14 protein-coding genes are annotated in these 18,937 nt (G+C 44.2%); 12 read left to right on the top strand and 2 right to left on the bottom strand.

Annotation, left to right across the window (positions count from 1 at the left end):
- Positions 1 to 69: 69 nt before the first annotated feature.
- The gene (locus AMBT_RS14710) at positions 70 to 1,806 is read right to left on the bottom strand and encodes a sensor histidine kinase (protein WP_013785422.1); all 1,737 of its coding nucleotides are present in this window, start codon (positions 1,804 to 1,806) and stop codon (positions 70 to 72) included.
- A gap of 202 nt (positions 1,807 to 2,008) precedes the next feature.
- Here AMBT_RS14710 and phoB point away from each other — a divergent pair, with 202 nt between their 5' ends.
- From phoB to AMBT_RS14650, 12 genes are all read left to right on the top strand, one after another.
- Entirely contained in the window at positions 2,009 to 2,698 is a 690-nt protein-coding gene (gene phoB, locus AMBT_RS14705; RefSeq protein ID WP_013785421.1) for a phosphate regulon transcriptional regulator PhoB, read from the top strand.
- 73 nt (positions 2,699 to 2,771) lie between these two features.
- Positions 2,772 to 4,073, top strand: a complete 1,302-nt coding sequence (phoR, locus tag AMBT_RS14700; protein ID WP_013785420.1) for a phosphate regulon sensor histidine kinase PhoR — start codon at positions 2,772 to 2,774, stop codon at positions 4,071 to 4,073.
- On the top strand, positions 4,074 to 5,036 hold the full coding sequence (locus AMBT_RS14695) for a PstS family phosphate ABC transporter substrate-binding protein (RefSeq protein WP_013785419.1): 963 nt from the start codon (positions 4,074 to 4,076) through the stop codon (positions 5,034 to 5,036).
- Positions 5,037 to 5,060: 24 nt separating this feature from the next.
- Positions 5,061 to 5,870, top strand: a complete 810-nt coding sequence (locus AMBT_RS14690; protein WP_013785418.1) for a 2OG-Fe(II) oxygenase — start codon at positions 5,061 to 5,063, stop codon at positions 5,868 to 5,870.
- A 206-nt stretch (positions 5,871 to 6,076) separates the two neighbouring features.
- Positions 6,077 to 10,150, top strand: a complete 4,074-nt coding sequence (locus AMBT_RS14685; RefSeq protein WP_013785417.1) for a beta-helix domain-containing protein — start codon at positions 6,077 to 6,079, stop codon at positions 10,148 to 10,150.
- A gap of 95 nt (positions 10,151 to 10,245) precedes the next feature.
- Positions 10,246 to 12,942, top strand: a complete 2,697-nt coding sequence (locus AMBT_RS14680) for a TonB-dependent receptor domain-containing protein (RefSeq protein ID WP_013785416.1) — start codon at positions 10,246 to 10,248, stop codon at positions 12,940 to 12,942.
- Between the two features lie 155 nt (positions 12,943 to 13,097).
- Positions 13,098 to 13,856 carry a DUF3450 domain-containing protein gene (locus AMBT_RS14675; protein ID WP_013785415.1) on the top strand — a complete coding sequence of 253 codons (759 nt, stop codon included), beginning with the start codon at positions 13,098 to 13,100 and terminating at the stop codon, positions 13,854 to 13,856.
- Between the two features lie 13 nt (positions 13,857 to 13,869).
- The gene (locus AMBT_RS14670; protein WP_013785414.1) at positions 13,870 to 15,237 is read left to right on the top strand and encodes a MotA/TolQ/ExbB proton channel family protein; all 1,368 of its coding nucleotides are present in this window, start codon (positions 13,870 to 13,872) and stop codon (positions 15,235 to 15,237) included.
- 2 nt (positions 15,238 to 15,239) lie between these two features.
- Positions 15,240 to 15,758 carry a MotA/TolQ/ExbB proton channel family protein gene (locus AMBT_RS14665; RefSeq protein ID WP_013785413.1) on the top strand — a complete coding sequence of 173 codons (519 nt, stop codon included), beginning with the start codon at positions 15,240 to 15,242 and terminating at the stop codon, positions 15,756 to 15,758.
- Between the two features lie 29 nt (positions 15,759 to 15,787).
- Positions 15,788 to 16,195, top strand: coding sequence for an ExbD/TolR family protein (locus AMBT_RS14660; protein WP_013785412.1), 408 nt, complete (start codon positions 15,788 to 15,790; stop codon positions 16,193 to 16,195).
- A gap of 3 nt (positions 16,196 to 16,198) precedes the next feature.
- Entirely contained in the window at positions 16,199 to 16,807 is a 609-nt protein-coding gene (locus AMBT_RS14655) for an energy transducer TonB (RefSeq protein ID WP_013785411.1), read from the top strand.
- A 4-nt stretch (positions 16,808 to 16,811) separates the two neighbouring features.
- Entirely contained in the window at positions 16,812 to 18,137 is a 1,326-nt protein-coding gene (locus AMBT_RS14650) for a tetratricopeptide repeat protein (RefSeq protein WP_013785410.1), read from the top strand.
- Positions 18,138 to 18,255: 118 nt separating this feature from the next.
- On the opposite strand, the gene AMBT_RS14645 is transcribed toward AMBT_RS14650, so the two are convergent.
- On the bottom strand, positions 18,256 to 18,837 hold the full coding sequence (locus AMBT_RS14645; RefSeq protein ID WP_013785409.1) for an acyloxyacyl hydrolase: 582 nt from the start codon (positions 18,835 to 18,837) through the stop codon (positions 18,256 to 18,258).
- Between the last annotated feature and the right edge of the window lie 100 nt (positions 18,838 to 18,937).

Raw genomic sequence — 18,937 nt, 5'->3', positions numbered from 1 at the left:
GTGGGCAAGCGTACCAAGCTAGCGAATGCGGTGCAACGGATATAGTACGGGAGCTATAGAGATTTTTTGTTAAGCCTGTTTACCCTTCATAGGAAAGCGAATGGTATATTGAAGGCCATCGCCAGGCTTGCTTTGCGCTTCAATGTGGCCAGATAAAGACTGAGTAACAAGGTTGTACATAATGTGTGTGCCAAGCCCGCTGCCGCCTTCTCCTCGCTTAGTGGTAAAGAAGGCATCAAATAACTTATCCAAGTCATCATTAGACAAGCCTTTTCCATTGTCGCGGTAACGCATCTCTATGGTGTTGTTATCAGTACTTACATCTAGCGTAATTTTGCCATCGTTGGTATCTTCAAAACCATGCACTAAAGAGTTTACAATCATGTTTGTTACAATTTGAGCAATGGCACCTGGTGCACAGCGAATATAAAGATCTTCAGGGCAATTAACTACTATTTCATGGTTACTGTGCTTGAAGCTTGGCTTAAGCGATTTAATGATGTCACGAATGTAATCATTTAGGTTTATCTCTCGCTCAGTTTCGCTGGTTTGATCCACCGCCACCTGTTTGAAGCTAGCAATAAGCTCAGACGCTCTATTTAAGTTAGTTAAGAGAAGATTCGCTGTTTGTTCTGCTTCATTAATGAAGTTTTCCATGTTCTTAGTTGTCAGACTTTTCTCTTCAAAACTAGTTTTTAAGTTACCGAGTCGCTCTTGTAAAAAGCTGGCTGCCGTCACGCCAACGCCCAATGGTGTATTCACATCGTGGGTAATACCAGCTACCAAACCGCCAAGAGAGGCCATGCGTTCTGATTCTACCAACTGGTCTTTGGCAAGTTGTAAATTTCCCATAGAATTCGCCAACTCCGCATTTCTTTTGCGAAGCTCGTCTTCTATATACTGCCTATTTTCATTCTCTTGTCGGAGCTCTCTTTGATTTGCGATAAGTTCGTCTTTTTGCTGTTCGAGGCTAAGCATAATTTGAGAAAGCGAAGAGGTTTTCTTGGCGACTTCTTGCTCTAAAATGAGGTTCTGATCGTCTAGTTTTTTATTGGCATGTGACAGCTGGTCTTGTGCATTGGTCAACTTGTTATTAGAAACGATTAAATCGTCGATAACGTTGTTGTAGGATTCTTTTAATTGCAGTAATTCATTATCGTCATTAATTTTTACTGAAAGCTTACTTTCGTTGGGATGAAGCGGGTCGAACCCTTCCATTTGATGAATTATTTCAGCCAAGGGTTCGGACAACATGGTGCGAAACGCGGTCATAAAAAGAAACACCAAAAAGGTGGTTTTTATTAACGCATTTCCAATAAGAAAAAAGATCCCAATTTCGATACGGCCAAAAATAGTATCGAAACTTGAGTAGAGCGTTACATCGCCTACGGTCGATTCTCGTCCTGAAAATTTAAATATTAATGGAAAGCTATAGCTAAAAATGCCACTTGGGTGGTCTTCTATTAATTCTTCTTCGATAGGAGAGCGAGGACGCTGAATACTTAAACCGTAGTCGGCAATTTGATTGCCATTTTCATCTCTAACTTGCACGCCTTCAACGATGGGAAGTTCTAATAACCCCTCTGCAATTGAGTTTGCTTGCTCGGTGTTAAGTTCCCACAGGGCGCGGGTTAAGCTGGTTGAGAAGGTGTTTTTTAACGTTTGTAATTCGTCTTCAACATGATCTTTGGTGCTTAAATACTCAGTGAAAATCTGTCCAACGGTAACAATAAGCGTAAGAATGAAGTATACAGAGAGCACTCGTGTCAGCAGTTTTCTTGATAACCCAGTTTTTACCGCCGCCATTGAACAACATTCCTCTGTCTATAATTTACTTTACCTTCATTGCCAAGAATATGCGTAAATGTATGAATAAACAAGCAAGCGCTATGAAGAAAATACGACCCATCTTTGTAGAAAACTTGACACATTAATGTAATCGTTTTAATAAAAGTGTCACAGTGCACATTAATAATAGCGGCGTTTTGTGATGAGCAGGAAAATAATAATGTCTCGTACAGTTTTGGTGGTTGAGGACGAAGCGCCCATCCGTGAAATGCTTAAGTTTGTGTTAGAGCAATCTGGTTTTAATATTATTGAAGCCGAAGATTACGATATAGCGCAAGAAAAAATATGTGAACCTTACCCAGATTTAATCTTACTCGATTGGATGCTACCTGGTGGAAGCGGCGTTCAATTGGCCAAGAGTTTAAAGCAACATGAGTTCACTCGTGATATCCCAGTGATCATGCTTACCGCAAGAGGCGAAGAAGAAGATAAAATTCGCGGTCTTGATGCGGGTGCTGACGATTACGTCACCAAACCGTTCTCACCTAAAGAGCTTATTGCTCGAATAAAAGCGGTGATGCGACGAGTAACGCCTACATCAAATGAAGAGCCTATTGAATTTAACGGCTTGAAACTTGAGCCTGTGTCTCATCGCGTTATGGCCAATGAAGATCCGTTAGACATGGGTCCAACCGAGTTTAAACTTCTTCACTTCTTCATGACCCATCCAGAGCGCGTTTATAGCCGTGAGCTATTACTCGACAATGTCTGGGGGACGAATGTATATGTGGAAGATAGAACCGTTGATGTGCATATCAGACGTTTACGCAAAGCTATCTCTCGTCATGGGCATGATGCTATGATTCAAACCGTGCGTGGAGCCGGTTACCGTTTCTCTACCAAACTCTAAATTCCCAGCGGATAAGAGACGCCGATAGCGTCTCTTCGCTCTCCGCGTTTCACTGTTTCAGGGCGCATTCACTATGTACTACCCGTTCTCATGGCTGAGAAGTACCCTTCGACTAGTGCTATACCTTTTGGTATTCGCGCTAATCGGTTGGTATATGAATGACATGTTATTTGCTGTAGCCATTGGCGCCACCTTGCTGCTTATCTTCAACTATTGGCATTTATACAAGCTTAACCGCTGGTTGTGGCATAGTCGTAAAATGTCACCACCCACCGTGCGTGGTGTGTGGGAACATATTTACGAAGGCATTTATTACCTGCAGCGCAGAAACAGAAATAAGCGTAAAGAGCTAGGTGAACTCGTGAAGCGATTTCGTGAGGGCTCTGAAGCCTTACCCGATGCCGCGGTAGTGGTGGATTCAAAAGCATGTATTATTTGGTGTAACCGCTTAGCCCGGCTGGATTTGGGCTTGAAGTGGCCACAGGATGCGGGCAGAAGGCTCGATAATTTACTACGCCACCCAGAGTTTATTCAGTACTTCCATGCTGGAAATTTCAAATATCCTATTGAAGTACCATCACCCACTAACCCGCATAAAACCTTTGAATATCGGGTTATGCCTTATGGTGACGAACACCTTTTATTAATTGCGCGTGATATTACCCGTGTTTCTCAGTTAGAGGCCATGCGTAAAGATTTTGTCGCCAATGTGTCACATGAATTAAGAACGCCGCTTACGGTAATTAATGGGTATTTAGAAATTTTGCCGGTGGATGAGTCGGCCGATCCTTTTATGCAAAAAGCCATGAAGGAAATGACCGCGCAAACTCATCGTATGCAAAATTTGATTGAAGATTTATTAGTGTTGTCTCGCATTGAGGCCAGCTCTGAACGCATTTATGAAAACGTAGTGAATATTCCTACGGTACTGTCTCAGATAGAGCGAGAAGCGCAGGCGCTTAATAAAGAAAAACAGCACCATATTGAATTTCATATTGATACCGAACTAAAAGTATTTGGGGTTGAAACCGAATTGCGAAGTGCTTGTTCTAACTTGGTATTCAATGCCGTGCACTACACTCCACCTGGTGGAGAAATTCATGTATATTGGCATGGTGACGAGGAAGGGGCTAAATTTGCCGTTCATGATAATGGCGATGGTATTGAGTCTAATCACCTTAATCGACTTACCGAGCGTTTTTACCGTGTCGATAAAGCACGGTCTCGCAAGACTGGTGGCTCAGGATTAGGCTTGTCGATAGTAAAGCACGTACTTAGCCATCACAATTCCCGTTTAGACATTGCCAGTACCTTAGGTGAGGGCAGTCAGTTTTCCTTTGTGCTTGATAAAGAGTTAATTGCGGAGCAAATTTAAATGCGAATAAAGCAATTCATCGCCTCGTGCAATGTGGCCGTTTTGCTTCTTGTATCAGGCTCGTTGGGGGCTGAAACTACCCATGAGCTAGAGTATGAACGCCAACCTGGGGTGGCAGGAAAGATCACCTCGGTAGGTTCAGACACACTCGCGAATTTAATGACCTTTTGGTCGCAAGAGTTCAAAGCCCTCTATCCGCAGGTGGGTTTCCAAATTCAAGCCTCGGGGTCTTCTACTGCGCCCCCTGCGCTTATTGAAGGTACAGCCACTATCGGCCCCATGAGCCGAGAATTAAAGCCTAGTGAAATTCGCGATTTTACCCGCAAGCACGGTTACCCGCCTTTAGTCCTTAAGGTTGCGATGGATGCTATCGCTATTTTTGTGGAACGCAGAAACCCGCTACAAGGCCTTACCCTGAACCAAGTCGATTCTATCTTTTCTCAAACACAATTTTGCGGTGGGGATGGACCAATCAATAAATGGTCAGAGTTAGGCATTGATGCCAACGGATATCGCGCCCCAATTCGCTTGTACGGGCGAAACTCGGTATCAGGAACCTATGGATTATTTAAAATCATAGCCATGTGTGACGGTGATTTTAGAAATACGGTAAACGAGCAGCCTGGGTCGGCTTCAGTAGTGCTGTCTGTCGCCTCAGGTAAAGGCGCTATGGGTTATGCGGCCTATGGTTACAAAACCGCAGGGGTGCGGGCGCTGCCGTTAGGTGAAACGAAAGATTCGTTAGTGCCACTTACCATAGATAACGTTCGTAGTGAGTCTTATCCGTTCTCGCGCTTCTTGTATTTGGTGATAAACAAAAAACCTGGTGAGCCACTGCCTACCCTTGAAAGAGAGTTTTTGCGTTATATTCTATCTGAACAAGGGCAAGAACAAGTCGCGCGTGATGGGTACTTTCCAATTAGGGAAGATATGCTCTTAAGGCAGCGTAGGTTGGTCGATTAATTTGTATCAAACAGGTGAATAACCGTGGAGCATGTTTCATCACGCTGGAAAAATTGGGTAGTTAAAAACCTTCTCGCAGGCACAGCACTTCCCGTGATTACAGAGCAGTTAACGCTAAATGGGTTTGATGCAGATACAGTTCGTCGGCTTTTAGGCCGTAATTTACCTTCAAACTATGTTTTCGACCGAGATGTAGAGTTTTATCGCAAGCTCGCAACGCCCGCATTTTTACATCAGCCTTCAATTAATAATGTGACCTGTTTGTGCGATGAAAAGGAAGTTCAGCTTTATCGTGTAGATGACTTTTTATCGGCAGAAGAGTGCCATGCTGTAATCGACCTTTCTTCTAGCAAGCTTTCGCCCTCAAAACTGACAGGGGCGCCCTCTGCAAAAGGGATCAGAACATCGTCAACTTGCGAACTCGCCTTTATGGACAGCGCACTAGTTACCTCAATAGATAGCCGCATCGTCAATTTTTTAGGCTTGGGCATAGGAGAAAAAGAAGTTATACAAGCTCAGCATTATGAGCAGGGTCAATACTTTAAACCGCATTTTGATTTCTTTCCCCCAGGTACGCCGCAATATTTAGAACACGCAAAGCGGCGAGGTCAACGAACATGGACTTGCATGGTTTACTTAGATGATGGCATGGAAGGAGGCCATACTCATTTTACAAAAATGGGTGTATCGGTAAAACCCCATCGAGGCACAGCACTCCTATGGAATAATCTGACGAACACAGGGGAGCCTAACTTCAATACGCTTCATTATGCTGAGCCTGTAACGGCTGGTAATAAAAACGTCATAACTAAGTGGTTTCGAGATAAAAATTAGTCCCTTTGTCAATATAACCACCCGGTTCGCCCCTTCAATCTCTCACTAACAATATAAAAAACAAGACAAAATTTAAGGTGTTAACTGATTTTATAAAAGTTCCAAAAATTTCAGTGTGAATCCACATTTGTAACAAAAATGTCACCCTTCTCATTTAACCTCTACCGGACTTTGAAATTCAAACTAAGATCTAACTGGAGAATTTAATGGAAATTCGTAATGTTTTTAAGATCAGTGCTATTACCACAGCACTTGTTCTTGCAGGTTGCGGTGGCGATATAAATATTAACGAAGGTGACGAAGTTGTTGTAACGCCAACGACTCCAACCACGCCAACGACCCCAACTACGCCAACGACCCCTGATGTTGATACGCCATTTTCATTAGGCTTGGCGACTGACGCCTCAAGCGAATTCTCTACAATTACCGATAAGCCTGTCTATCGCTTAAACGACGATTTAGTGTTAACCCAAGACATGACGTTAACAAATGATGCTCACTGGATCATCAAAGGTCGTACGGCAGTAGGTAACGACAATGCTGATTCAACAGTACTGACGATTGAAGAAGGTACAACCGTTATCGGTGAAGACGGTGATGACTTTTTAGTCGTACGCCGTGGCTCACAAATCGAAGCGTCTGGTTCATCTTCAGCGCCAATCATAATGACGTCTATCCAAGACGTCACTGGTGAAGAGACATCAATTGGCCAATGGGGTGGTGTGGTATTACTAGGTAATGCCCCAACTAATCTTTGTAACACAGGTGACGATGACCAAACTTCTGACGATGAATTGGCTTCTTGTGGTGTTTCAGCGGAAGGTGATGCAGGCCTATATGGCGGCAACAACGCGGAAGATAACTCAGGTACGCTTGAATACGTTGTTGTAAAGCATGCTGGTAAAGCATTGGCTTCTGGTGATGAACTAAACGGTATTTCATTTGCGGGTATCGGTTCTGAAACAACAGTTAATCACATTCAAGTTCATCAAAACCTTGATGACGGAATCGAATTTTTCGGTGGTACGGTTAGTGTAAGTAATGTTGTACTTACTGACATTGGTGATGATTCACTCGATTGGTCTTTCGGCTGGACGGGTAGTGCAACTAACGTTTACATTCAGCAATCTGCAGACGGTGGCGACAACGCTATTGAAGCGGATAACAATGAAGATAATCCTTCATGGTTACCACTTACCAAGCCAACTGTTTCTAACGTAACCATTGTAAGTGCCGACGGTACTAACGGCGTACGTTTACGTAACGGTACAGCAGGGGTGCTATCTAATGTAGTCGTTACCGGCTCTACATTAGCGGCTAACTGTCTGCGCGTAAATGGCGACGAGTCTATTGCGAATGCAGAGTCTGGCGAGCTAGCGATAACTAACTCTGTTGTTGCGTGTGAAACACCAGCAAACAACTTTGGTTCTGATGATATTGGTGGCGAATCTACGCAAGCTTGGTTTGAAGGTCAAACAGGTAATAGCGTATTAACGCCTTCTGAACTTTTATTTGAAGATAACGGTTATTTCCCAACTTCTGCATCGCCTTTAGCTAACAGTGGAAATTACATCGGCGCATTTGACCCAGCGGGAGAAGATTGGACGACCGGTTGGACGGTTGGTGTAAACGGTGGATTCCCAATTGATATTCAGACTGCTTTCGAGCAAGGTCTTGCGACAGATGTTTCAGCTAACTTCCCTGAATTAACAGACAAGCCAGTTTATGAACTTGCTGAAGATACAACACTAACCAATGATGTAACGTTAACTAACGATGCTTACTGGTTAATTAAAGGTCGTTTAGCTGTTGGTAACGATAACGCAGACAACGCGGTACTTTACATTGAACAAGGCACAACCGTTTTCGGTGAAGAAGGCGATGACTTTTTAGTAGTGCGTCGTGGCTCTCAGATTCAAGCTGAAGGTACGGCTAACGCACCAATCACTTTTACGTCGGTTCAAGACTTAACGGGTCAAGAAACGTCAATCGGCCAATGGGGCGGTCTAGTTTTACTTGGTAACGCACCTACAAACCTATGTAACACGGGTGATGACTCAGATACTTCAGATGCTGAGTTAGCGGCATGTGGTGTAGCAGCGGAAGGTGACGCAGGCCTTTACGGTGGTGCAGATGCTGAAGATAATTCAGGTACACTTCGCTATATCGTTGTTAAGCATGCAGGTCGCGCATTAGCGGCAGGTGACGAACTCAACGGTATCTCATTTGCGGGTATCGGCTCTGGTACTGAAGTTGAATTTATCCAAGTTCACCAAAACCTAGATGACGGTGTTGAATTCTTCGGTGGAACAGTAAGCGTTCGTAACATTGTGTTGACTGATATCGGCGATGACTCACTTGATTGGTCATTTGGTTGGACTGGTAACGCACAAAACGTTTATATCCAGCAATCGGCTGCAGGTGGTGATAACGCTATTGAAGCGGATAACAACGAAGATAACCCTGCATGGTTGCCGCTTACTAGCCCAACTATCTCGAACGTAACTATCGTTGGTGCAGATGGCACAAACGGTGTGCGTTTACGTAACGGTACCGCTGGTGCAGTACGTAACTTAGTCGTTACTGCGGGTGAAGGCTATTCAAACTGCCTACGTGTTAATGGCGCTGAATCTATCGCGAATGCAGAGTCTGGTGCGCTTTCAGTGGAAAACTCAATAGTTGCCTGTGAGACAGATGACAACTTCGGTTCTGATGAAATCAGCGGTGGTTCAACACAAGCATGGTTTTCCGGCCAAACTGGGAACAGTGTACAAACGGCTGACGCATTGATGCTTTCTACTGATGGCTTCACACCTCGCTCTGGTTCTCCTTTGCTTGGCGCTGGCGTTGATATGTCTGCTGACAGTGATTTCTTCACATCAACTGACTACATCGGTGCGTTCGACGGTGAAAACAACTGGATGGATGGTTGGACTGTTGCTGTTAACGATTCAATTCCTTCTGATGTGACTAACGCATTTGAGCAAGGTTTGGCCACTGACGTTTCAGGCAGCTTTGCCGCGATTACTGACAAGCCAGTGTATCAGCTAGCCGCTGATACTATCTTTACCGCAGACGTTTCTTTAACCAACGATGCTCATTGGTTGATTAAAGGCCGCACTGCTGTAGGTAACGATAACGCTGATAGCGCTACGCTTTATATCCAACGCGGTACTACCGTATTTGGTGAAGATGGCGACGATTTCTTAGTAGTACGCCGCGGTTCGAAAATGGAAGCGTCTGGTACTGCAACATTGCCTATCACTTTCACCTCATCTGAAGATATTACAGGTGGCGAAACGACTATCGGTCAATGGGGTGGCCTAGTTATCTTAGGTAATGCACCTACTAACTTGTGTAACACAGGCGACGACGACGCAACCTCAGATGCGGAATTAGCATCATGTGGTGTATCTGCTGAAGGTGATGCTGGTCTATACGGCGGCGCTGATGCAGAAGATAGCTCTGGTACTTTCCGCTACGTTATTGTTAAGCATGCAGGTAAAGCACTTGCTGCTGGTGATGAACTAAACGGTATCTCATTCGCAGGTGTTGGCAGTGGTACAGAAGTAGACTTCATCCAAGTGCACGAAAACTTAGACGATGGTGTTGAGTTCTTCGGTGGCTCGGTAAACGTTAGTCACCTAGTTCTAACTGCCATTGGTGATGACTCACTAGATTGGTCTTTCGGTTGGACGGGTAAAGCACAGTACGTGCTTATCAAGCAGGGCCTTAATGGCGGCGACAATGCATTTGAAGCTGACAATAACGAAGATAACCCTACTTGGACACCACTAACAACGCCTACTGTTTCTAATGTAACCATTATTGGTTCTACAGATACCAACGGCGTACGTCTTCGCAACGGTACCGCAGGAACCATTAAGAACTTAGTAGTAACTGGCGGCGCTGACTACAGCAACTGCCTACGCGTTAACGGTGATGAATCAATTGCAAACGCAGCAGATGCTTCACTTACTGTTACTCACTCTACAGTGGCTTGTGAGTCTACCAGCGCATTTGGTTCTGACGTAATTGGTACGGCAACAACCCAAGAATGGTTTGAAGCACAAGACGGTAACACCGTTGTAGCAGACATTGACGCGCTAAGTTTCGATGATGCAACCGGTTATGTTCCAAGCAGTGATTCAGCGTTACTTGGTTCTGGTTTTGATGCGTCTACGCTAGATAGCTTCTTCGATAGCACAGATTATAAAGGTGCATTCGATGGCGAAGCTAACTGGACGCTAGGCTGGGTAACTGTAGGTCTTGAAGACTAATTTACTTTCGTCATTCATTGAAGCTAAGGCGCTTGTGCGCCTTAGCTTTTGTGTTGAAAGGTCTTCCTAACTACAGTCCCATAGGAGTTTCCATAATGAAAAATAATCAATCGTCAATATTCAAGTTAGGTAGTCTGACGCTTGCCATTTCTACTATTCTAGGTTCAAGCTTATTGTCTACCACGGCAATGGCGCAACAATCAGAAGATGAAGTGATTGAAGAAGTTGTTGCTACAGGAACCCGATTAAAAGGGACAGCAACAGCGGTAATGCAAGAACGTCAAAACCAAGCGTTTGTTGCCGATATCATGGGTGCAGATCAAATTGCACGTACCGGTGATGGTGATGCTGCGGCGGCACTTCGCCGTGTAACTGGATTGACATTGGTAGATGGCAAGTTCATCTACGTTCGTGGTTTGGGTGAACGTTACTCAAGTACACAGTTAAATGGTATGACAGTACCTAGCCCTGATCCAACGCGTTCGGTGGTTCCGCTAGATTTATTCCCTTCAAGCATCATTGAAAGCTTGAACGTTCAAAAATCGTTTTCGCCCAATATGCCTGGTCATTTTGGTGGCGGTAACGTTAATATTCGCACTAAATCTATCCCTACTGAATTTGTTTTCAGTGTGTCTGGTGGAGCAGGTTGGAATTCAGAAAACAGTAACGATGGTTTTTTCTACGACGGTGGCAGCGACGATTGGACTGGACGAGATGATGGCACACGTGCCTTACCGTCTATCATAGCATCGAACCTAGCGGCTTCTGGTTCAGATGGGTTTGAAGGTGATTCTTCACGCACGTTAGCGCAAACACAAGAAATACTAAATTCGTTCAATTGGGATATTGGCCCTGAAAGTAAGTCTGCAGACCCAGACTTCAATTTTGGCGCAACCTTAGGTAATCGTTACACGTTTGACGATGACAGTGTATTGGGTTTTCTCGCGACGGTTTCTTACAGTAATGAATGGTCAATTACCGAAGAGCAATTGGGTAATGATATTGGTGGCGGACAAGATAATCCGCGCTTTACTAAATATCGTGACATGATTTCTACCGAGCAAAATGTTCGTTGGAGCGGCATGTTCAACGTGGGCTACGAGTTAAATAGCAACCACAAAATTGAACTTGTTAATATGATGCTGCATGACATGCGCGACCGCCTGCGCGATGGCGAATACTTCGACGACAGTGAAACAACGGTAGGCGTTGAAGAATTTAGCCGTATGGATATCATTTTCGAAGAGCGTGAAATGGTATCGTCACAGTTGAAAGGAACCCACAACTTCCTTGACATTGCTAACGGTGTATTCTTTGATTGGTATGCAGGTACAAGTCGTGCCTCACGTGAAGCGCCAGATATTATGGAAGTCACTTACCAGTTATTTTATGACGACGCAGGTGCGTTAGAGCTTGAACGTATTGATGATACTTCAGGGACTAACTTAAACCGTCAATATCAAAGCCTTCAAGATGAATCTGATACTTATGGTTTTAATGTCTCTACCCCCTTCTATGGAGACGGGTATGATATTGAAATTAAGGCGGGTTTCGACTATTACGAGAAAACTCGTGATGCCGTTAATATCGATTTAGCTATTCGTCATTTTGGTATCAATGATGAGTTTAAAGTGGGTAACCGTCTGTATGATATTTTCTCAGAAGAAAATATTAATAACCCAGACTTCTACGCAAGCTCAACCGGTAGCTCGTTATTCCAAGACAATACCGGTGAAGGTGATAAGTATTCTGCAGCAAGTAAATTGACTGCCGGTTACTTGATGGTAGATGCCTTTATCGATAAGAAATGGCGTCTAAGTGGTGGCGCACGTTGGGAAGAGTTCCAGCAAATTTCAGTCCCTTATGTTGAACACTCGAATGAGTTTGCAGCAGAGACAGATGAAATTGTTGATAGTATTTACAACGAAGATGACATCCTACCTTCATTCGCGTTGACGTATATTGCTAATGATGAAATGCAGTATCGTTTCAACATCAGCCAAACGTTAATTCGTCCTGATTTACGTGATATCAGCACCACATTCTTTATCGATCCGCTTACCGAATTCCTTGTTCGTGGCTCACCATCTTTGGTAGAAACAGAGCTAATGAACATAGACGTTCGCTGGGAATGGTATATGTCTCAGGGGAATAACGTATCTGTAGCATTATTCTATAAAGACATGGAAAACCCTATCGAGATGGTTCAGTTCGATGGTGGTGAGGGTGTACCTCAGTTACTTACCGCTAACGGTGAAGAAGGTGAGTTGTACGGGCTTGAAGTCGAGTTTTTACACGACCTTAGCTTCGTCAGCGATTCAATGAGCAACTTCTTTATATCCGGTAACATGACTGTATCGGATTCAGAAGTGACTATTGGCAGCGGTGATCAAGACTCTTTGTTCTCACAGCAAGCTCGTGAAGCTTATGGCGGTACTATTACAGCGACTATTACTAATGACCAGCGTCGTTTAGTGGGCCATTCAGAGTGGGTTGCTAACCTTCAACTAGGTTGGGATTCAGACAATGGAGAGCACTCGGCTTCATTGGTGTATAACTCGTTTGGTGAACGTATTATTGCGCCAGGTGTTCGCGGATTTGAAGATGGTATTGAAAACCCTTTCCATTCTTTAGATTTTGTTTACACCTACTATCCAGATTTCAATACTACGATTAAGGTTAAGTTTCAAAATATCCTTAACGAGGATAAAGAAATTGAACAGGAAGGGCTACTGTTACGCCGTGAATCAGTCGGCACAGGCATTAGCGCTAGCGTGAAGTACGACTTCTAATTTAAAAAGCCCGGAATTATCCGGGCTTTTTATTGCGCGATAGTCTACTGAATGTGACGGTTGTGTAATAAAACTGTCATGGAAAACTCCTATCCTACGCCCAGAATTTTATAGTCGGTAATCCCGATTTCTTTTAACTTTAAAGGTTTGAATGTATGAAGCTTATCAATTCTTTGCTTATTGCAGGCGCGCTTGTAGCGACACCTGTACTAGCACAAGACGATGAAGTACTAAATCCCGTTATCGATGAGGCGGCGAAAATTAATGAATCTGCTGCGAAGTCGCAGGAAAAAATAAACGGCATTACCGATCAGATTGACAGTAAACTTCAGCAATTCAAAACTTTGATGAAAGAAATTGAAGGTTTGGAAGTTTATAACACTCAACTTCGTAAACAAATTAACAGCCAAGAACAAGAAATGGATGACTTGAACGCCGCTATTGATGAAGTATCGGTTGTTGAGCGTCAAATTACCCCGCTTATGATGCGTATGATTGACGGCATGGAACAGTTTATTGCCCTAGACGTACCTTTTCTTCCTGAAGAACGCAAAAACCGCGTTATGGATTTGAAAGCCATGATGGACCGCGCCGATGTAGCCGCGTCTGAGAAGTTCCGACGTGTAATGGAAGCGTACCAAGTTGAGATGGACTACGGTCGCACCATGGAAGCCTACAGCGGCTTGCATACTATTAATGGTCAAGAGCGTGACGTAGAGTTTTTACGCTTAGGTCGCACAGCGCTTATTTATCAAACTCGTGATGCTAGTTCACAAGGTGTTTGGAACAAGCAAACTCGCCAGTGGGAAGAGCTAGACAGTAGCTACCGCACACAAATTACCAAAGGTCTGCGCATGGCGAAGAAACAACTTGCCCCAGACTTATTAATGCTACCAGTGGCTATCACAGACTAAGAGGTTGATGAGAATGTTTAATTCAGTAAAACGTATCGCTTTTGGCCTAGTAGCCCTTAGCTTAAGCGCTGGTGCAGTAGCACAGAACGACCGCGCAATGGACCTTGATGCACTGCTTAAGCAGCTAGAAGAAGGTCAATTTGCCCAGTCTGAGCAAAACAAACAACGTGAGCGCGATTTCATCGCTCAACGTGCTGAGCAAGATCAAGTATTGCGTGACACCCGTGCTCGTCGTGACCAGATGTTGGCACAGTCAGAGCAGCTTGAAACACGATTTGAAGAAAATGAATTTAAATTGGCCGACCTTAACGGCGCACTAGATACACGTTTAGGTTCACTAAAAGAATTGTTTGGTGTTCTTCAGCAAATTGCTGGCGACACGAAAAACAAATTTTATAACTCAGTAGTATCGGCTCAAATCACAGGTCGTTCAGACTTCCTTGATAAAATGGCACAAGACATGGGCTCTAGCTCAAAGCTTGCCTCTATCGAAGAAATTGAGCGTGTATGGTTTGAAATGCAACGTGAAATGACTGAGTCAGGTAAAGTAACCAAATTCACTACTGACGTAGTTGAAGCGGGTGGCCAGAAAGTATCAAAAGAAGTGGTGCGCGTAGGACCTTTCGCATTAGTTGCTGACGGTAAATACCTTGAATACAACGGTGTGACTGGTACGGTTTCAGAACTTATCCGTCAGCCTGCTGACCGTTACAACAGTTCTGCTGCAGAGCTTCAAGAATCGACTAGCGGTGAACTTGTACAGTTTGGTATCGACCCAACCGGTGGTTCAATTCTAGGCTTGTTAGTTCAAGCGCCTAATCTGAAAGAGCGTGTAGAGCAAGGCGGCGTGGTTGGATACATCATCCTTATCGTTGGTGCGTTTGGTTTACTGCTAGCCATAGAGCGTTTGATTACCTTGTCGCTTATTCGCATGAAAGTGAACAAGCAACTTAAGAGCAAAGAAGTTAAAACTAACAACCCGCTAGGCCGTGTACTTAAAGTACGTGATGAGCATCCAAATGCTGATGTTGAAGCACTAGAGCTTCATCTTACCGAAGCGATTTTAGGTGAAGTACCTAAGTTAGGGCGTAACCTTACTATCATCAAGATTATCTCAGTAGTAGCACCGCTTATGGGTCTACTTGGTACGGTTACCGGTATGATTAATACTTTCCAGGCAATTACCTTGTTTGGTACAGGCGACCCGAAACTAATGGCTGGTGGTATTTCAACAGCACTAGTTACAACGGTTCTTGGCCTAGTAGTCGCGATTCCGATGACTTTGCTATACGCCATGCTTAATACACGTTCTAAGAACATCGTATACATTCTTCAAGAACAAGCGTCTGGCGTTATTGCAGAGCGCGCAGAGCGGAGCTAATCATGATCGAGTTTCTGGAGGCAATTCGCGATTTCACAGAAACAGGTGGCCAGGTTCTCCTGGTCATCGGTCTGCTGATATTCGTTATGTGGCTTTTGATCCTCGAGCGTGCCATGTATCTGATGATTTGGCATAAGCAAGCTAAGAAAGAAGCGGTGTCTATGTGGACTGCACGTAACGACCGCGCTTCTTGGATTGCACAGCAAGTTCGTCAGAAAACGATTTCACAGTTAACTATGCGTCTTAACGGTAGTATCCCGATTATTCAGTCTTTGGTTGCGCTTTGTCCGCTACTTGGCTTGATGGGAACGGTAACCGGTATGATTGAAGTGTTCGATGTGATGGCCATTGCTGGTTCGGGTAACGCCCGCTCTATGGCATCAGGCGTATCGAAAGCCACTATCCCCACTATGGCGGGCATGGTTGGTGCACTTTCAGGCGTATTTGCCTCTACATGGCTTAACCGTATGGTGAAATCTGAACGCACGCATCTTGAGGATGCATTGACTATTCAACGTTAATGCTACGGCATTAAGGTAAGGTAAAAATTATGAAGCAACATTTTCAAAACCTAGTTGATGAAGAAGAAGCAGCCATAGATATGACGCCCATGCTGGACGTTGTATTTATCATGTTGATTTTCTTTATCGTAACCGCATCCTTCGTAAAAGAAGCGGGTATTGATGTTAACCGTCCTGAAGCAGCCACTGCTGTTAAAAAAGACCGGGCTAACATTCTTATCGCTATCTCTGACAAAGGCGAAATTTGGATCAATAAGCGTCGTATAGATGAGCGTGCAGTACAGGCGAACATCGAGCGTCTTCACGCTGAAAACCCGCAGGGTACCGTTGTGATTCAAGCAGATAAAGAATCAACGACTGAAACCCTTATTAAAGTTATGGATGCCTCCCGTGCGGCAGGTGTTTTTGATGTTTCGATTGCAGCTCAAGAGCCATAAATCATGCCACGATATATAATCGCATTTGTTATATCCCTTGCGATCACGTTAGGCCTGTTCTTCTTGATGCAATCACTCATCAAGATGGGTGGCAGTGCGTTAACGGAACCGCCAAAGGGTAGTGTACTTGACTTTGTTAGGGTTAAGCAGGACGAACAGGTCGAGAAAAAAGATCGTAAGCCTAAGAAGCCGCCTAAGCCAGATCAGCCGCCACCGCAAATGGAACAACCTCAAATGGACTCACCTACTCCGGATGCGGAAGGGACGTCTATGGACTTTGGTGCAGATGTTGGTGATGATATTTCATTAGACGGAGGGTTAGCCCTTGAGTCTGGTGATGGCGAGTATTTACCTATTGTTAAGGTGGCGCCGGTTTATCCTCGTCGAGCTTTACAACGTGGTATTGAAGGCTTTGTTATTGTTGAATTTACGGTAACTAAGCAAGGCGCAGTACGAGATCCTATCGTGATAGAAGCCAACCCAGAAGGTATATTTGAACAAGCAGCAATGGATGCCGCAATGAAGTTTAAATATAAGCCGCGAGTGGTAAATGGCGAAGCCACGGAAGTGTCTGGTATTCAAAACCGTATTACCTTCCAGATAGACGGATAATGACATGAGAAAAAAACAAACGAATACATTGCTTAGTGCACTGGCGTTTGCAGTTGTTTGCGCAACTGTGTCTGTTCCTACTCTGTTGGTTGCCGGTGATGCAGTTGCTCAGGAACAAAAAGCCAGTGATAAGAAAACCCGTCGTGTGCCTACACTTCGTGGAAAGGTTTACGAGCAGTTAGCGCGAGCACAATCAGCCGCCGACGATGCGGGGAATGTAGAAGAAGCTATAGCTATTCTTAAAGAGGTGGAAGATAAATCTGACTCGATGAATAGCTACGAAAAAGCCATGATGTATAACTTTTTCGGCTTTATTTACTACAACGATGAAAATTACGACAAAGCGTTAGAGTCGTTTGAAAACGTGGTTAACCAGCAACCTATTCCTGAGAAGTTCGAAATGTCGACGCTTTTCAGCTTAGCGCAGTTGCATTTGATGCAAGGTAACTACGACAGAACGATTGAGTTTATCGAACGCTGGGAAGTATTAAACGACGGTGTTATACCACCTAAAAATAAGGTGTTAAAAGCGCAAGCCTACTATCAAAATAAGCAGTATCAAGAGTCTGCTGATTGGATAACACAGGCCATTGATGAACATGAAGCCGAGGGCATGTTACCCGATGAAGCATGGCTTATTCTTCAACGCGCGGTTTACTATGAACTAAAGCAACCTGAGAAAGTAAAAGATATTTTGATTAAGCTGGTAAAGCTGTACAGCGAACCGAAATATTGGATACAACTGGCTGGTATGTACGGTGAGTTAGGTGAAGAGCGTAAGCAGCTTGCGATTATGGAAACGGCTTACCAACAGGGTTTTGTAGAGTCTCCAGCGGATATCTTCAACATGGCGCAGCTTTATTACTATCACCGTGCTCCTTATAAAGGTGCATTGTTGATGGAACAAGCCATGAAAGAGGGCGTGCTGGAAGAAAACCTTCGAAATCTTAAGTTTTTAGGGCAAAGCTGGACGCTAGCCAAAGAGCAAGACAAAGCCATTCCGGTGATGATGCAAGCAGCAGAATTATCAGAAGATGGTGAGTTAGATGCTCAGTTAGCGCAAATCCTACTTAACGAACAACGCTGGGACGACGCTATTGCAGCGGCAGATCGCGCCGTTGAAAAAGGTGAGATGCGTAACCCAGGCTTGGTGTATTTGATTAAAGGCATGGCCCTTTATAATCAAAAGCAGTACGCACTGGCGCTTAACCAGCTTGCTGAAGCTGAAAAGCATCAGAAAAGCCGAGCTATGGCGCAGCAGTGGAAACAGTTTGTTCAATCTGAAAAGAGACAAGCTGAAATCATCGAAACTGAGCTTGGTAATAGTTAAACGCAACAGTTAGCACGTTTATACGTGGTAGTAGAAACGCCGCAGGCATCTAAACGAGCCTGCGGCGTTTTTGTTTGGGCCATCGTAATTAATGGCTTACTAGGCTGAGTCGTTACCCTTAAAGCCGCTGGCTAAAAGATAATGATACAAAATCTAATCCAGGGTTAGGCTTCTTAAAGCCGGCGTTTGAGTAATGAAAATAGCGCAATGACACGCGGTATTCTTGGTATTGTCCAAACGTCGTTGAAAATCCAATTCTATCTTCAAATTGATAATGGGTAGACACGTCTTTACCCGCAAATTGTGTATCGTCTAGTAACGACACCCCAATCCCCAGTTCTAAATCGATAGGTTTATCAAACACTGTGGTTAGCGGAAAGCGTAAAATAGGTGAAAGGGCGAGTACGACATTTGAGTCGTACTGGTTATCGTCGCCATACTCCCAAAAGTTTGCGCTGGTTTCCATGGTTAAAGTCATAGGCCAACTTACGTTTAAAGGCTGGTCGATATTATATTGATAAGCTAATTTGATGCCATTTACAGCGCCTTCCCCGCGTATAAAGTCGATAGCATAGCCATGGGCGCTTTGTGTTTGTGTGGGCCATAGGCTAGTCGATTGGCTCTCGCTGCTACTAGCAGAAAGTGGGGTAAGTAATAGTGTGAGTAATGCCGTAAGTGTAACGATGTGTGTGTTAGTCATAGTGTGTTCCTCCAACGCCCTATATGAGGGAGGAACATCGGTAACCCAATTCTAAAAAAAGACGTGTTTTATTCGATTAAATATGACAATTTTATTCTGA

The organism is Alteromonas naphthalenivorans (genome assembly GCF_000213655.1).
GTDB lineage: Bacteria > Pseudomonadota > Gammaproteobacteria > Enterobacterales > Alteromonadaceae > Alteromonas > Alteromonas naphthalenivorans.
Note: the sequence above shows the minus strand (reverse complement) of the source record. Positions and strands in the feature narration are given on the sequence as shown.

Bases quoted from the DNA above. Each gene is read 5' to 3' on its own strand.
- AMBT_RS14660 (WP_013785412.1), top strand. From the start codon at position 15,788: ATGAAGCAACATTTTCAAAACCTAGTTGATGAAGAAGAAGCAGCCATA.
- AMBT_RS14685 (WP_013785417.1), top strand. From the start codon at position 6,077: ATGGAAATTCGTAATGTTTTTAAGATCAGTGCTATTACCACAGCACTT.
- AMBT_RS14695 (WP_013785419.1), top strand. From the start codon at position 4,074: ATGCGAATAAAGCAATTCATCGCCTCGTGCAATGTGGCCGTTTTGCTT.
- AMBT_RS14680 (WP_013785416.1), top strand. From the start codon at position 10,246: ATGAAAAATAATCAATCGTCAATATTCAAGTTAGGTAGTCTGACGCTT.
- AMBT_RS14645 (WP_013785409.1), bottom strand. From the start codon at position 18,837: ATGACTAACACACACATCGTTACACTTACGGCATTACTCACACTATTA.
- AMBT_RS14665 (WP_013785413.1), top strand. From the start codon at position 15,240: ATGATCGAGTTTCTGGAGGCAATTCGCGATTTCACAGAAACAGGTGGC.
- AMBT_RS14655 (WP_013785411.1), top strand. From the start codon at position 16,199: ATGCCACGATATATAATCGCATTTGTTATATCCCTTGCGATCACGTTA.
- AMBT_RS14670 (WP_013785414.1), top strand. From the start codon at position 13,870: ATGTTTAATTCAGTAAAACGTATCGCTTTTGGCCTAGTAGCCCTTAGC.
- AMBT_RS14710 (WP_013785422.1), bottom strand. From the start codon at position 1,806: ATGGCGGCGGTAAAAACTGGGTTATCAAGAAAACTGCTGACACGAGTG.
- AMBT_RS14650 (WP_013785410.1), top strand. From the start codon at position 16,812: ATGAGAAAAAAACAAACGAATACATTGCTTAGTGCACTGGCGTTTGCA.
- AMBT_RS14675 (WP_013785415.1), top strand. From the start codon at position 13,098: ATGAAGCTTATCAATTCTTTGCTTATTGCAGGCGCGCTTGTAGCGACA.
- phoR (WP_013785420.1), top strand. From the start codon at position 2,772: ATGTACTACCCGTTCTCATGGCTGAGAAGTACCCTTCGACTAGTGCTA.
- phoB (WP_013785421.1), top strand. From the start codon at position 2,009: ATGTCTCGTACAGTTTTGGTGGTTGAGGACGAAGCGCCCATCCGTGAA.